5 protein-coding genes and 2 pseudogenes are annotated in these 17,084 nt (G+C 63.7%); all 7 read right to left on the bottom strand.

All coding sequences use genetic code 11. The features are described 5' to 3' along the window. On the bottom strand, positions 1–2,409 hold a 2,409-nt coding region (locus CP49_RS49495), incomplete at its 3' end, for a condensation domain-containing protein (RefSeq protein WP_420807668.1). Continuing rightward, positions 2,392–3,687 (bottom strand): annotated as a pseudogene (locus CP49_RS49500) (non-ribosomal peptide synthetase); the annotation flags it as partial. The gene CP49_RS49495 and the pseudogene CP49_RS49500, both read right to left, overlap by 18 nt. Next, positions 3,670–5,127, bottom strand: a pseudogene (locus CP49_RS49505) (condensation domain-containing protein); the annotation flags it as partial. The pseudogenes CP49_RS49505 and CP49_RS49500, both read right to left, overlap by 18 nt. A 2-nt stretch (positions 5,128–5,129) precedes the next feature. Then, positions 5,130–14,903 (bottom strand): non-ribosomal peptide synthetase, encoded by a 9,774-nt coding sequence (locus CP49_RS33285; RefSeq protein WP_057854403.1) that lies wholly within the window; start codon positions 14,901–14,903, stop codon positions 5,130–5,132. A gap of 62 nt (positions 14,904–14,965) precedes the next feature. Next, positions 14,966–15,934, bottom strand: coding sequence for a TauD/TfdA family dioxygenase (locus CP49_RS33290; RefSeq protein WP_057854362.1), 969 nt, complete (start codon positions 15,932–15,934; stop codon positions 14,966–14,968). Next, complete coding sequence (locus CP49_RS33295) at positions 15,903–16,658, bottom strand: thioesterase II family protein (protein ID WP_082646370.1); 756 nt, start codon at positions 16,656–16,658, stop codon at positions 15,903–15,905. Before CP49_RS33295 ends, CP49_RS33290 begins: the two co-directional genes overlap by 32 nt. 21 nt (positions 16,659–16,679) lie before the next feature. Then, positions 16,680–16,907, bottom strand: a complete 228-nt coding sequence (locus CP49_RS33300; protein ID WP_057854363.1) for an MbtH family protein — start codon at positions 16,905–16,907, stop codon at positions 16,680–16,682. Between the last annotated feature and the right edge of the window lie 177 nt (positions 16,908–17,084).

The following is a 17,084-nucleotide window of genomic DNA, read 5'->3' on the forward strand; positions in this document are numbered from 1 at the left end:
GCCGGTCTCCTCCAGCACGGGAGAGAACTGATCGAGCAGCGTCCGTTGCGTCAGCATCAGCGCCGAACCGCTGTCACGCAGCATGTGCGCCAGCCGCTCCGGCGGGTAATCCGGATCGAGCGGCAGATACGCCGCGCCCGCCTTCAACACCGCCAGCAGCGCAACCATCATCTCGACACTGCGGTCGAGCGCCAGCCCGACTACCACATCGGTTCCGACACCACGATCACGCAGCCGCCGCGCCAGCCGATTGGACTGAGCGTTCAGCGCGGCGTAGCTCAGCTTCTCCTCGCCGAACACCAGCGCGACCGCGTCAGGTGATTGACCGGCCTGCGTCTCGAACTGCGCGATGAATGAGCGATCTCGTCGATATCGAGACTGCGTTCGATTCCACGTCTCCAGCAAAAGCTGGCGCTCGTCGTCAGGCAAAACATCCAACTGCCGCACCGGAGAACGAGGCGCGCGCTCCAGGGCCTCGGCCAGTTGATCGAGCGCCTGCTCCATCAAGGCGCACACGCGATCAGGTGAAACCGGGTGCACCACTTGCACCGTCAACCCGAGTGCCTGACCGTAGTCCTCGATCGCCAGCATCAGGGGATAGTTGGTCCGCTCTTCACCACCCAGCCACTCGATGCCGCTCAAACCTGCGCTGTTCTCATCTGCGGTCGAGTTATCCGGCATCGCATTGTGACGGTAGTTCAGGATCGAACTGAATAAAGGCGCCGGCGCCGCGACACCACTGCATCGTTGCGCGAGCGCCAGCGAAGCATGCTCATGCGCCATCAGTTCGGCCAGCTGGGCATGCGCATGGCGAACGCTGTCTTCGATCGCGGTGTCATCAAGATCGAGCCGCAACGGCAATGTATTGATGAACAATCCCATAGTGCGATCGCCACCAGCGCCGGCATGCATGCGGCCGAACAGGACGGTGCCGAACACGACGCGCTCGCGACCGCTGCTTCGGGCCACCACCTGGCCCCACGCGAGGTGGCAGAGGCTGGCAAGGCTTACGCCGATGTGCCGCGCTACAACGCGGAGCCGCGCGTTAAGCTGTTCCGGCAGCGTTCGCCGGGCTTCCGCCACGCCGCCACCATCACCGTGCACCCGGTCCAGGCCAAACGGCGTGGTCGGCTCATCGATGTCAGACAGCATGCTTCGGAAAAAGCGCTCGTGCTCCGCCGTCGCTGCCGATGCGCGCGACTGCGCCACCAGGCTTCGGAACGGATATGAAGCCGCCAGCTCGTGACCGCGCCCGGACAATATCTTTCGGACCTCGTCGTGCATCACCTCCAGGGTGGAGTGATCGCCGATCAAATGATGCAGCAATACCAGCAGCAGCCAGCGCTCCTTGCCGGGATCGTGGGCGACCGCAAATCGCAATAGCGGCGCCTGGCCGAGATCGATCCGGTTGCGGCGCGGGTCGAAACGCCGCGCGAGCTGTTCATGCGCCGGGCTGTCACGATCCAGCACGATTTCGGTAACGACCAAGGAAGCCCGCCGCCAAACCACCTGCGCCGGAGTGGACAGGCCATCCCACGCAATGGACGTGCGGAGAATGTCGTGACGATCGATCACGCGCTGGACGGCGGCGAGATAGCGGTCGAGCAAGTCGCGGCTTGCAAACGCCATCTGGCCGACCAGCAAATAGGGATCACCCTGCGCCGACAACAGATGGTGAAACAGGATACCATCCTGAAGCGGCGACAGCCCGTAGATGTCCTGGATGTTGGCAACGCCACCGGGCACCCTGGCCACGATGCTATCGATGTCGGATTGCTTCAATGCAATCAGCGGCAACAGCTCGGGCACAATCGCCGTCGTTTGCGGCGTGATCAGATTGGCCGGAACATCGGCTTCTTCGCCGCCACTGAGGCTGACAGCGAAATCTGCCAGCACGGGCTTTGCGAACAGCGAGCGCACATCCGCGCGGAGCGAATGCCGCTGCAGCCGTTCCAGCATGCGAACCGCGAGCAGCGAATGGCCACCCAGCTCAAAAAAATGATCGTTGCGTCCAATCCGATCGATCCCCAGCAACTCGGTCCAGACCTTCGCAACGACCTCCTCGATCTCGCCCCGGGGCGGCTCAAAGCTACGTCGTGCGAAGGCATCATCCTCTGGCGCAGACAATGCCTTGCGATCGACCTTGCCGTTCGGCGTCAGCGGCAATGCATCCAGGCGCACGAAAGCTGACGGCACCATGTATTCCGGCAAGCGTGCACGGAGGTGGCTGCGCATCGCAGCCGCGAATTCACTGGCATCGAGTCTCGCGTTGTCGTCCTTCGCGGCCACATACGCGACCAGCCGCGGGTCGCCACCGTCCTGACGCACCAGCACCACTGCATCGGCCACGCCGGAATGCTCATTGAGACGGAATTCAATCTCGCCGAGTTCGATGCGGAAGCCGCGGATTTTGACCTGATGATCATTGCGACCGAGGAATTCGATATTGCCATCCGGCAGGTAACGTCCGAGATCGCCGGTGCGATACATGCGTGCGACAGCGTCGCCATTGAAGGGATCGCACACGAAGCGCTCCGCGGTCAGATCGGCGCGATTGAGATACCCGCGAGCGACCCCTGCCCCGCCAATGTAGATTTCGCCGACCGCCCCGCGCGGAACGGGCGCGCCGAACCTGTCGAGCAGATAGATCCGAGTATTGGGAAGCGGCCGGCCGATCGGGACGACATCGCCATCAAAGCCCGCCTGCCGCAGCCAGGTGGTGGCGCAGACCGTTGCTTCCGTCGGCCCGTAGCCGTTGAAGACGGCCACGCCCGAAGGCAGCCCCTTAACTAGTTCGGCCTTGGGTAATTCACCAGCGAGGACCAGCACCCGCAGCGAAGCCAGCCTGTCGAGATCGGTGCGTCCCTGCAACATGGCCGGCGGCAAGGTCGCGTGCGTGATGGCGTTGTCCGCGAGATAGCCGAGCAGTTCCGATGTATTGCGGTGCTGTTGCGGACCGATGAGAAACAGCTCAGCCCCCGAGCACAGGGCCATGACGATTTCCCAGGTACTGGCGTCGAAGCTGAACGACGCAAACTGCACAACGCGGCTGCGTGGGGAGACTTCAAACAGCGCTCTCTGGGCCAGCGCCAGATTCACCAGGCCGCGATGCTCGACCATCACCCCCTTCGGCCTGCCGGTAGAGCCGGAGGTGTAGATGATGTAGGCGAGATGCCGTGATGTAAGGCCCGCGACGAGATCACCCGGATCTGATGTCGCCAGACTGGCGATGACCGACGCGCTTGCCTCCAGATCGACAAGCTCGCACGTCGTATTCGCGAATGTCGCGCGTGCGACATTATTGGCGATCAACAATCCCGGTTTTGCGTCATCGACGATCTCGCGCAACCGCTCCGCCGGATAGGCCGGATCCAGTGGCAGATAAGCGCCACCTGCCTTGAGCACGGCCAGCAGGCTGACGACCATAGCGACGCCGCGCTCCAGGCAGATTGCGACCGGCTGGTCCGGACCGACGCCCAAAGCGATCAGGTGCCATGCGAGCTGGTTGGCCTTCGCATCAAGTTCGCCATAACTCAGGCGAGCGCCCTCATGAACCAATGCGATGGCTTCGGGCGCTGTACGGACCTGTTCTGCAAACAGCTCGTGGATGCAGCGCTCGGACGGGAACGGCACAGCCGTCTCGTTCCATGTGTCCAGAAGCAGCTTGCGTTCTTCGACGCCTGTCACATCGATCCGGTCGACGATTTGATCCGCGTCGGTGACCATGGCCCGCAACATGGCGAGCAGGTAGCCCCGGTGACGCTTGATCGTCGTTTCGTCAAACAGCGCCGTTGCATAGTTCAAGGCGCCGACGATGCGGCCACCGGCCTCGCCTAAATTGAGCTCGAGGTCGAACTTGACCTGCTGCAGCGGGATATCGGTAATCTCGGCCCGGAGGCCGGGCAGCTCAAGCGTTGCCGTTTCGTTGCTCTGCCAGGCGAACACGACCTGAAAGACCGGCGTATGGTCCAGTCGCCGCGGTGGCTGAATGATCTCGACGAGTTGCTCGAACGGCAGATCTTGATGATCCTGAGCCTTGAGCGCCGCACCGCGTGTGCGGCTGAGCAGCTCCGCCACATCAGGCTCTTCCGACAGGTCCACGCGGAGCGCCAGCATATTGACGAAGAAGCCGACCAGACCCTCGGTTTCACGCCTGTTGCGGTTGGCCGTCGGTGTACCGATCACAAGATCGGTCTGGCCCGAAAGTTTTGACAACACCGCCGCCCATGCCGCCAGCACCGTCATGAATGCCGTCGCGCGATGCGATTGGCTGAGCCGCCTGATGCCGAGCGCAAGATCGGCGTCGATCTCGATCGGCAACGATGCGCCGGCGAGAGACCTAACCGTCGGCCGCGGCCGGTCTGTCGGCAGTTCGAGCACCGCGGGCGCGTCGGCGAGCGCCTGCCGCCAATAGTCGACCTGCCGCTGCAATCGTTCGCCCGCCAGCCACTGCCGTTGCCAGGCGGCGTAGTCCGGGTACTGAATTGCCAGCGGTGGCAGCGGATCGTCCTGGCCGGCCACAAATGTCCGGTATAACGCACCTAGCTCGCGCACAAGCACACTCATCGACCAGCCATCGGATACGATGTGATGCTGGGTGAGCAGGAACAGATAATTCCTCTCCGCGACCCGGATCAGGCGGCCGCGGATCAATGGCCCCGTGGTGAGATCGAACGGCGTACCGGCCTCCTCGCGGCACAAGCGCGCGAGTTCCTGTTCAGCATCTTCCCGTAGCCGCAAATCATGTTCGAGCACCGGCAGGTGTTCGTCGGCAGGCAACAATTCAACGCTCGGCTGCCCATCGACCACGCGAAAGATGCTGCGCAGCGCTTCGTGACGCGCAAACAACCGGTTCAGGCTACGACGCCATGCACCGACGTCGAGATTGCCCGATAGGCGAAGTGCGCCACGGATGTGATAGTTGGAATTGACGCCATCAAGCTGCGCCAGCAGCCAAAGACGCTGCTGTGCAAAGGACAATTCCAGCGGCTCGTCGCGGAGGACCGCCGGAATCGAGGCGGGTCCGCTCCTGTTGGCGTTTCGGCCGCGGTCCCTGGCCAACGACAGGAGCTTTCTCACCTCCGCTGGATCCAGATCCTGCAAATTTGGCTTTGATGAAGCCATCATGTTCACCGCCCCGCCGCGATCAGATCCTGGAGTTCTTCTGCATCGAACTCCTGCTCGATCAGCCTGATCGACACGACGCGCGCGAATGACGCGAGTTCGGGATGAACGAACAGATCTGAAACCGGAATGGACACGCCGATCTCCTGCGACACCCGGCTGAGCACCCGTACGGCAAGCAGTGAATGTCCGCCAAGCTCGAAGAAGTGATCGTTGCGCCCGACTTGGCCGACACTCAGCAGCTCGGCCCAGATCTTCGCCAGCGCAATCTCGATTTCGTCCTCGGGCGTCTCGTAGCCACGGCGGGCCTGCGCGTCCTCGTGCGGTGACGGCAACGCCCGCCGGTCGATCTTGCCGTTGGGGGTGAGCGGCAATTGCTCGAGCACCACGACCGTCGATGGCACCATGTAATCCGGCAGAACGACCGATAGCGCATCTCGCAAGGCGCGGCCGTCGAGTGTCGGCTCACCACTGGCATAGGCAATCAACTGGCACCCGGTCCTGCTCTCGCGCGCCACCACGGCCGCGGCGCGCACGCCGCGCTGCTCGAGCAGGCGCGCCTCGATCTCTCCCAACTCGATGCGGAAGCCGCGGATCTTCACCTGCTGATCCGCGCGGGCGACATATTCGATCACGCCATCCGCCCGCCACCGCGCGAGATCGCCGGTACGGTAGAGGCGATCGCCGTTGCCGCTGAACGGATCCGGGATAAACCGTTCCGCCGTCAGTGCGCCCCGCCTCAGATAGCCCCGAGCCAGCCCAACACCGCCGATGAACAGTTCGCCGGTGACACCAACCGGCACCATGTTGAGGTCAGCATCGAGGATGTGAGCGGACCTGACACCAACGGGTCGTCCGATCGGCGCGGGCTGCCCCGGCACCAACGCGGCGTCGTCGACCAGCCACGCCGTCGGCGCGATCACCGTCTCGGTCGGGCCGTAGGCGTTAACCAGAAGATCGACATCGGCGGCCTGGCGAAGCGCCTGGATTCCGGTATCCGACCAGGCTTCGCCGCCCACAATGCAGGCCCTGATCGAGAGCCTGCGTCCGCTCTGCCGCAGCGCCGCACTCAATTGATCCGTATAGGCCGGCGGCAGAAAGATCGTCGAGACCGAATTTCTCTCAATCTCGCCGACGAGGTCGTCGATCAGCAGACCTGGCTTCGACGGCAGGACGAGCGCTCCGCCCGTCATCAGCGGCACCAGCCATCGCTCGTGGGCGATGTCGAAATTGATCGAGGCCGACTGAAATTCCCGGTCGCGCGACGTCATGCGGTACAGCCGGCCGATCGCCTCGCAATGCATGGCGAGCGGCCCGTGCGTTACAGCCACGCCCTTCGGCATTCCGGTCGATCCCGACGTGTAGATCACGTAGGCAAGGCTGTCCGGATGGATTTCGACATTCAGGTTGCCGGTGTCTTCGCCAACGATCTGCTGCGGTTCGTCGATGCACCAGGCCTCGGCCCCGGTCTCGCGCAGCACCGGTGCGAGCGGTTCGAGCAGCGCGCTTTGCGTCAATACCAGGGTCGCCGCGCTGTCGCGCAGCATGTGGGCGAGCCGCTCGGCCGGATAGTCCGGATCGAGCGGGAGATAGGCGCCGCCTGCTTTCAGCACAGCCAGCAGCGCCACCATCATTTCCGGGCTGCGCGCCAAGGCGATGCCGATCAGGCGATCCGGACCGACGTCCCAGAGACGAAGCCGTCGCGCAAGCTGGTTCGCCCGGGCGTTCAACTCGCCATAGCTGATGCGCTGGTCACCCCACACAATCGCAACGGCAGAAGGCGCCTGCGCGGCTTGCGCCTCGATATACGTGACGACGCCGCCATGGGAAGCAGGCGACGAAGGCGCTGCACCGCTCCAGTCCAGGATTCGCCGGGCTTCGTCATCGGCGGCTGATCCGAGAGCGCCGAGCGGACGGTCCGCATTGGCTGTAATCCGCTCCAGCATTCCGTGCAGCAGATGCCGAAGACGCAGTACTGCTGCCTCGTCGAACCGGGCCCGGTCGTAATTGAACTCCAGGTCGAGCCCGTCGCTTCCGGCGAACACGGCAACCCCCAACGCATAGTTCGTCGGCGTCACATGGTCCACGCGTCCCAGGCGCGGGCCGCTCTCGCCGGCCCGCCGCAGCGCTTCGTCGATCGGATAGTTTTCGAACACCAGAATGCTGTCGAACAGCGTCTGCCCGGCTTGGCCAGCGAGGCGCTGGATTTCGTAGAGCGGCGTCCAGCCATGCTCGCGCAAAGCCAGGTTCTGCTCCTGCAACTGACGCAGCCACTCGCCGACACCCGCTTGCGGATTTGGCGCGTCGACGATCGGCAATGTGTTGATGAAGAGCCCCACCATCTCCTCGGAGCCCGCCAGTTCCTCCGGCCGGCCCGATACGGTCACCCCGAAACAGACGGCGGCCTGCCCCGAATGCCGCCGCAGCAACTGCGCCCACGCGCCCTGTATGAGCGTATTGAGCGTCACCCGCTCGCGCTTCGCAAAGACCATCATCCGTTCGGTCAGCTCCGCATTCACCGCAAGCGCAATGCTGGCGTGCCCGTTGGCCTCCGATGCCTTGTCGTTCGCTACCAGCGCATTCGCCAGCAGGGTCGGCGCCTCCACCCCTGCCAACGCATCGCGCCAGAATTTGTCGGCCGCTGCGTGATCGCGGCCCTGCAGCCATGCGATGTAGTCGCGATAGCTGCCCTGCACCGCGGGCAGCGCGCCACCGTTAACATGCTGCAGCACCTCTGCAACCAAGCGGGCCGAACTCCAGCCGTCGACAAAAATGTGGTGATGGGTCCAGATCAACCAGTGACGCTTGTCGTCGAGCCGGATCAAGCGCACCCGCTGCAACGGCGGCTGCGAGACATCAAAGCCGGACTCGCGTTCCCGCCGGGATACTTCCGCCCGCGCGGCATCCAGTTCCGCGCGTCCGCTGTTGCGTTCGAGCGCTGCCGTCCGGTTGCACCAATCCTCTTCGACGAACGGTACCTTCACATGACGGTGCACCACCTGCTGCGCTGTGCCCGACAGATTCTGCCAGACAAAGCCGGTCCGCAACGCGGCGTGCCGGTCACTCACCGCCTGCCACGCCATACGAAGCTCTTCGGCATCGAAGCCGAACAGCTCGAGCCCGACCTGGTTCACATAGGCGTCGTTGTCGCCATCGCGGAGCGCGTGGAACAGCATGCCCTGCTGCATCGGCGAAAGTGGATAGATGTCCTCGATGCCGCGGAGATCCAACGTCGTTCCCAGCCGATCGAGATCAACCTGACCGAGCCCGGACAGCGCAACGTCCGACGGCGTGAGACCAAATGCTCCGCTGCAGCAATGCGCCACCAAGCCGTGCAGGGCCGCCTCGTAAAGCCCTGCCAGCCGCTCGATCGCCTCGCGTCGATAGCGCTTGCGTCCATATCCGAAGGACAATTGCAGACGCCCTTCACGCACCAGACCGTTGATGTTCAGCCGCCCACGCAAGGGAGCGGTGGCGCTGCGAGACGGACCTGCGCTCTCGGGCGCAAAGGCGAAGCGCTGGGAAGCGCCAACGCTGCCATCGAACCGGCCGAGATAGTTGAAAACAATCTGCGGCTCGGCCAGTTGCGCCAGCGCATGGCGCTGATCCTCGGAGCCGAGATAGCGCAACACGCCATAGCCAAGCCCGCGGTTGGGGATCGCGCGAAGCTTTTCCTTGACCGCCTTGATGAGAGACGCGTCGTCGCCCGCGCCGCCCTGTAGCCGCACCGGGAAGGCCGTCGTGAACCAGCCCACGGTGCGAGAGATATCCGCCCCGGGAAATATGTCCTCGCGGCCGTGGCCTTCGAGCTCGATCGTCACATCGTTGCATCGGCTCCAGCGCGAGACGGCGCGCGCCAGGCTCGCCAGCAAGAGATCGTTGACCTGCGTCCGATAGGCGGAAGGCGCCTCTTCAAGCAGCCTCGACGTCAATTGGGCATCGAATACCAGCGACACATCCTCGACGTCACCGACGAGATCGACGCCGCCATGGTCGTGGTCGTGTGGCAGGCTCGGGCCCGCCCCGCAATCGAGCCAGAAGGGCAGTTCGTCCGCGAGCGACGGGGTCGTCGCGTAAGAATGCAACCGCGCGCCCCAGGACGCAAAGGATTCGCTCTTTGGCGGTAGCGTGACGGCGGTGCCGCCTTCCTTCAACTGATCGTAAGCCGAGACCAGGTCTTCCAGCAGGATGCGCCAGGATACGCCATCGACAATCAAATGATGGATCGCGACCAGCAGCCGCTGGCTGCCATCCGCAAGGTCCATCCCGACCGCACGCAGTAAAGGCCCGGAAGATAGCGACAGGCTTTGCTGTGCGGCAGAGGCAAGCGCGGTAACCTCCGTGGCGTCGGCGACATCGGTACGAATCCACAGCAGTTCTGACAGCGCCGGCGGACCGCCCCGCTCTGCCCGCCACGCGCCGTCCACCTGCTTGAACCGCAGGCGCAGCGCATCGTGGTGCTCCACGATTGCGTTAAGCGCGCCTCGCAGTGTCTCCCAGTCCATCCGCGTTTGCGGGACCAGCAGCACAGCCTGGTTCCAGTGATTCCGATTGCCGATATCCTCCCCGAAAAAGCGAGCCTGGATCGGCAGCAAATGACGCATGCCGGTAGCCGGATCGCCGCCGGCCGACGTCTTCGTGTCCGGCTCCTCTTTCCTTGCCGCGGGTGCTGCTGTGATAGCGGCAACGGTAGCCAACCCGGCGATGCTTTGCTGTCCGAACACCTGCTTCGGCGTCAGGCGAATGCCGCGCTTGCGCAAACGGGCGATGATTTGCAGGCTGAGAATGGAATCGCCGCCGAGCTCGAAGAAGTTGTCGTTGCGGCCGATGCACTCGCGGCCGAGCACCTCACGCCACACCGCGGCGATAGCCTCCTCGGCGTCGCCCACAGGCGCGGCATAGCTCGACGCAACCGCCTGTTCGGCGAGCGCCGGCAACGCCTTGCGGTCGATCTTGCCATTGGGTGTGAGGGGCAGTCGCTCCAACATAATAATGTGTGACGGCACCATATATTCCGGTACCACCGCAGCCAGTTGCTGCTTGATCAGGTCCGGTTTCGGCGTGGCGTCGTTGCCGGGCAGACAGTAAGCTACGAGTTCCTGCCGCTCGGCGCTCGCACCGATCGCGCGCGCGACAACCACCGCGTCATCGATCCCCCGCAGCGCCTTGATGGCGCGCCCGACTTCGCCGAGCTCGATGCGATAGCCACGTAGCTTGATCTGGTCGTCGGCGCGGCCAAGGAATAGCAGTCGGCCTGCCCGATCGCAGCGAACACGATCACCGGTCCGGTACAGCCGCTCTCCGGCCGACCCGAACGGATCAGGAATAAAGCGCTCGGCGGTCAAGCCGGCCGCGCCACGATACCCCCGCGCGACACCGGCGCCCCCGATATAGAGTTCGCCCGTGACGCCGATCGGGACTTCGTTGAGCGCATCATCCAGAACGTAGACGCGTAGATTAGCAAGCGGCAGGCCAATCGGAACCGGTCCCGCCTCGCTTGTGGGCTCGCATTCATAGGTCACCGCACCAACCGTCGTTTCCGTCGGCCCGTAGTGATTCAAAATTCGACATTGCGGCCGCAACTGCCGGATCCCGTCCAATAGTGCGGCGTCGCAGGCCTCGCCACCCAGGATGAGCGCATCGCGTGGCAGGAGATCGGCCGAGCGCGATGCCTGCAGCAGGCCGCGCAGATGGCTGGGCACGATCTTGAGAATGCCGACGTCGCCGTCCCGCATGGCCTTTGCGAACGCATCCGCATCGAACACGGTTTCCGGAGACAGCAGATGCAGCGTCACGCCGGAGGCGAGCGCGCCGAACAGGACAGTGTGCCCGAGATCGGCTGCCACGGTCGAGACCATCGCCATGTTCGATAATGGCTGCGGCTGCAGGCGTTGCAACAAGGCCTGCACGTAATTGGCCAATGCGCCGTGCGAGACGGCGACGCCCTTGGGCGCCCCGGTCGATCCGGAGGTGTATATGACGTAAGCGGTCTGCGCCGGGTGGATGGAATTGTCGGGCGACGCACTCGACGTTTGCTCGTGCGCCGCTTCGGCGTCAGCATCGAGCACAAGGCAATCGAGTGCAAGCGCTTCCGCCAACTTCTCGCCCGCGGCCAGCACGATATCGATGCCGCCATCCTCCAGGATGCGCTTGATGCGCTTCAGCGGCCATTTCGGATCGAGCGGCACATAGGCACCGCCGGCCTTCAGCACCCCAAGCAGCGCAACGACAAAAGCCGGCGAGCGCTCGATCCACAGCGCAACCGGAGCCTCGCGTGTCACGCCCTTGCCTGCGAGCATATGGGCAATGCGGTTTGACCTTTGCTCGAGGTCTGCAAAGGTCAATGTCTCATTGCCGCAACGGATGGCAATCGCTGCCTGCCTACCGACTGTCACCGCGCGATAAAGACTGACCACATCGGTGAATCCAAACACGGCGGTCTGGCTCGGCACGACCTGCCGGTTCGCATCGTCAATGACGAAGTCCGATATCCGCCGCTCCGCATTATCAGCGATCTGGCGCAGCATCGAACCGAATTGTGCCGCCAGCCGCGCGATCGTCGGGGAGTCGAAGAGATCGGTGGCGTAGTTGAAGGTCGCCTTCATGCCGCCCGCGCCATCGACGATATCAAGCGCGAGGTCAAAATGCGAACCGGCGAGGTCCATGATATCGATCTCGGCGGTGAGCCCTTCGACACCATCGAACCCGCGTGGCGCCGTCATGTAGTTGAACTTGGCCTGGAACAGCGGATTGTGACCGCCGCTTCGTTCGGGCCGCAGGCCGTCGACCAGCATTTCGAAGGGCAGATCCTGGTGCGACAGCGCATCGATCACCGCTTCCTTGACCTGTCGGAGCAGATCCGGGAAGGTCGCTTCATTTGCGATCTCCGCACGCAGCACCAGCGTGTTGACGAAACATCCGATCAGCCGTTCGAGCTGCGCATGCCGACGTCCCGCGACTGGCACGCCGACGCGCAAATCGCTCTGTCCGGAATAGCGAAAGAGCAGCGCCTGGTACGCGCCGAGCAGCAGCATGAAGACGCTTGCACGATGTTTCGCAGCAACCTCCCGCAGCCGCGCGGCAAGCGCAGCGTCGATCGCAAGGCCGATCGTATCCCCGGCATGACTTTGCGTTGCCGGACGCAGCCGATCATGGGGCAGAGCCAGCACCGGATGCGCATCGCCCAGCTTTGCGCGCCAATACGCGAACTGCCGGTCTCCCTCACCGCCCGCGAGCCAGTTTCGGTGCCAGGCTCCGAAATCCGCATACTGAATCATCGGTATCGGCGGCGCACCCGCGCTCTGCCCGATGCCGCCCCGATAGAGCCCAGCCAGCTCTTCGAGCATCACATCGAGTGACCAGCCATCGACGACGATGTGATGGGCGAGCAGCAGCAGTTCGTGCGCGTCATCTGCGAACTGAAGCAAAACTGCCCGGAACAGCGGCCCGTTCACGAGGTCGAAGGGCCTCGCGAGTTCGGATCGCCTGAGCTCAGCGGCATGCTCAGCGCGGTCACGCGCGGAATATGAACGGAGATCCTGGTGCCTGATACCAACGCTCACGGCGTCGTGAATGATCTGCCTTGCGCGACCGTCGGCGGCGACGAACGTGGTGCGCAGCGCCTCGTGGCGCCGGACGACCTCTCCGATCGCGCGCGACAAGGCGGCATGATCCAGCTTTCCTTTCAGGCGGATCGTGCTGGCAACGGTATAGGCCGTCCCAGTGGGGTCGATATTCCAGAGGAACCACAGCCGTTCCTGCGCATGCGACAAGGTCGCGCGATCGGTCGCCGGTGCCCGCGGAATCGGCGGCAGCGCCCGCTCCGCGCCGGTCTGCGCCAGGCCATCGACATGGCTCGCGAACGCTGTGAGCGTCGGCGCGTCGAAGAAGCTGCGCAGTTCCAGCTCGACGCCGAAGCGCTCGCGGAGCGCGGCTGTGACCTGTCCGGCCGCGATCGAGTTTCCGCCCAGCACGAAGAACTCGTCCTCGCGATGCACGGCCCTGACGCCGAGCGCATCGCGCCAGATCGATGCCACCGTACGCTCGGTATCGCTAACCGGAGCCGTCAATACGGCCCCGTCGCGGCGGCGCCCTCTTTCGAAGACCATAAAACTGTCGAGCGTATTGTCAGCCCAGCGCGCGGCGCAGGCCGAACGCTGCAGTTTTCCGCTGGTTGTCAGCGGCATCGCTTGCGGATTCAACAGGACGATCACGGCCGGATATTCCTGCGCCTGCCGCAGCACCGCCTCGCCGATCGCATGGGCGAGCGCTTCGGGATCGCTGCGCTTGAGAACAGTGCGGCTGAACTCCGCCGCCACGCCAATGCTTTCCCGCCCGTCCATCTCAACCGCAAAGGCGGCAACCCGCCCGCTGCGGACCAGCCCGACATCGGCCTCAATCGCCTGTTCGACGTCCGTCGGATAGACGTTCTGCCCGCGAACGATCAGGAGATCCTTGAGCCGGCCGGTGACGACGAGCGCACCGTCCCGGATAAAGCCAATGTCTCCGGTACGCAGCCAGCGCACGTCGTCGCGCTCGACGAAGGCCTTTTGCGTGGCCTCGGCGTTGTTCCAGTATCCAAGCGCAACGCTGGGACCGGCGACCCAGATCTCGCCGATTTCGTCCACCTCGGCCTCCGCCGATCCATCGGTCCACATGATGCGCGTGGCATGATCGGCGACCGTTTGGCCGCACGCCACCAGGTCGGTGCCTTCGTCCGCGGTTGCAACGCGGCCTGCGGCAAGCGCCGGCGTGTCGAGCGTGTAGCAGACGGTCTCAGCGGTGATTTCACCTGCCGTCACCAACAACGTCGCCTCGGCCAGGCCGTAGCAGGCGGTTAGCGCACGCCGGTCGAACCCGGCCCGTTCGAAGCGTTCGCCGAATCTCCTCAGTGTGCTCTTGCGGACAAATTCCGAGCCGGAGAATGCGAACTTCCAGCGGCTCAGGTCGAGCCGACCGATCGTTTCATCGGAAATGCGGTCGGTGCACAGTGCGTAAGCGAAATCAGGTCCGCCGCTCAACGTTCCGCCGTGACGATCGATCGCCTCAAGCCAGCGTCGCGGCCGCTCGAGAAAATTGCGTGGTGACATCAGGACGGCGGTAAATCCAGTGAACAGCGGATTGAGCAATCCACCGATCAATCCCATGTCGTGATAGAGCGGCAGCCAGCTTACGAAAACATCGTCAAGCGTTCCGCCGGCCGCGGCCTGGATGGCTTTCTCATTGGCCGTCAGATTTCCGTGCGAGACGCAGACGCCTTTCGGCTGCGACGTCGATCCCGACGTGTACTGCAGGAAGGCGATCGCATCCGCCGCAGGCCTCGTCTCTCGCCATTCCGCAGCGAGGTCGGGCGGGATCGTATCCACCGCAATAATTTGGGCGTTGGCCAGTTCGGGAAACGCTGCTTCCACAAGAGAACGCTGGGCCGTTTCCACCAGGATGAAGCGCGGCGCTGCGTCGCGCAGAATGCCGTTAAGACGTGCCGCATAGCGCTCGGGGCCGCCTTCCGGCGGATACGCCGGAACCGCGATCACGCCCGAATACAGGCACGCGTAGAAGGCGACGGCATAGTTGATCCCGCTCGGCAGCAGGATGACCGCCCGCTCGCCCGCACCGCCCAACCGCTGCAACCGGGCCGCAACGGACCTTACCCGGGCGTCGAGCGCGGCGAATGTCAACTCGTCGGCGACATCGTCCCCTTCCAGGAAGCGCAACGCCGCTTTGTTCGGACGGAGCGTGGCGTGTTCGCGCAATCGTTCGACAAGGCTGTCTCTATACATCTTTTCGAAATCCTGTCCGGACGCCAATCGAAACCCCTCACCTTCCAGGTGACAGACGCCGATCAACTCTGCCGATGGGCTTCCGCCATCGCGACGATCACCTTGCGCGGCCCCTTGAACGGTGCGCGCGCATGTGCGGTGAGCATGTTATCGAGCATCACCACGTCGCCGGCCTGCCAGGGGAAGCTGATCTTATGCTTTTCGAGAACGCTGCGAACCGTGGACAACGTTTCATCGTCGATCGGCGAACCGTCGCCGTAGAGGACGTTGCGCGGCAGATCGACCTCGTCACCGACCACATCGAGCAGGCTCTCGCGCACCTCCGGCTCGAGATTGGAGACATGAAACAAATGGGCCTGATTGAACCAGACCCATTCTCCCGTCACCGGGTGGCGCGCCGTGCCCTGGCAGATCTGGCGCGTGCGAAGCTCGCCGTCTTCCTTCCACTCGCATTCGATGTCATGCGCGGCGCAGTAGGCCTCGACCTCCGACCTGGAGTCGGTACCGAACACCTGCTGCCAATCGACGTCGAGACCGTTGCCGTAGTTCCGCACATACATCACGCCCTTCTCGGCGAAACGCTCGCGTATCGCCGGCGGCATGTCGCGATGGATGGCGCGGCTGTCGGCAATCGGCGTCTCGCCGCCCTCCAGCGCCGGCTGCATGCAATAGAACCAGATCTTCATCGGCCAATCGCGCGTATAGGCCTGCTCGTTGTGCAGCGGGATATGCTGGTGCGGCGGATATTCGGTGGACGTGTAGACCCCGGAGGTGACCTGCGAGCGCGGCGTCGATCCAAACTCGTAGGTGAGCAGCGGATGACCGAAATCGGCTGCGAACGCGCGGAACGCGTCAGGACCGTCGAGTGAGAAATCGCGAAAGACGATGCCGCCACAATCCGTCAGATGCCGGTCGATGGTGTCGCGCAGCGTGGGAAGCGCTTCGCCAAGCGGCTGCCCAACTGTGCCGGCCTTGAGCAACAACGGAAGGCGCTGGCCCTCAATGAGTGGCTGGACGGAGAACACGCTCATGATCCTCGCTCCGATGCAAACCAATCGATCGCCCCGATTGCCGGGCCATGGCCGCTCCGATCAAGTCGATCAGTTCAGCCTGCTGGGTGTGAATGAAGAAGTGATGCCCCGGCAACATGTGAAGCGTGAATGATGCCGAGGTCTCCTGCCGCCAGGCCTGGAGCGATTCACGGCCGGTGTCGTCGTCGACACCGCCAAAGACGTGCACGGGGTACGGCAACGGATGCCGCGGCCGGTAGACATAAGCGCCGCACATCAGGAAGTCGGCACGGAGCACCGGAAGCGCCGATCGCATCAACTCTGCATTCAACAACGCTTCGTCCGGCGTGCCCTGAAGATCGCGCAATTCCCTGAGCAACTCTTCGTCGCTCAATGGCAGGCGCCATTTGCTGCCATCGCGAACGGCTGGGGCCTCCGCCCCTGAGGCAAAGAGCATGGCCGGTGCTGGCGCGCCGCGATCGAGCAGGCTATGCGCGAGCTCGAACGCGATCAGCGCACCAAGGCTGTGCCCGAACAATGCGTACGGCGCGTCAAGTTGCGCGCCAAGCTCGCGAGCGAGCTGCGATGCGAGCGCGCCGGGATCGGTCGCGAGCGGCTCGTTCATGCGCGCGCCGCGCCCGGGCCACTCCACCGGGTAGACATCGATCCATGACGGCAGCAGCCTGCGCCACCGCGCATAGAACATGGCGCTGCCGCCGGAGTAAGGCAGACAAAGAAGCCGCATCGGAAGACAAGGCTCCGTTTGCTAGGCCGACTGCTGCGGCGCTGTTTCGTCCATGAATTTTCGGAGCGTCAGCGGGCGCATGTCGGTCCACACCTGTTCGATGTGATCGAGGCATTCCTTCTTGCTGCCGCTCTTGCCTACCGCTTTCCAGCCGTTCGGAATTTCCTTGAACGTCGGCCAGATGGAGTATTGCTCTTCGTGATTGATAACGACGGTGAAGGTGACGTCGTCTCTGTCGAACACCATCATTGGCTCGGCCCCTTCTTAGAAAACGAAAGCAATGGCGTTTGAGTAGGTCAGAAGCAAATGATGGTCAAAGCAATATCGGCGCCGAAGTTTTTAATAGCTCCAAGGTGGCGATACCGTGACACAATGCAACCTCCGCGCTTGCGGGCAACATGCATGACAAGTCACTGATTTGCAAAA

Origin of the sequence: Bradyrhizobium valentinum (assembly GCF_001440405.1) — a bacterium.
Lineage (GTDB): Bacteria > Pseudomonadota > Alphaproteobacteria > Rhizobiales > Xanthobacteraceae > Bradyrhizobium > Bradyrhizobium valentinum.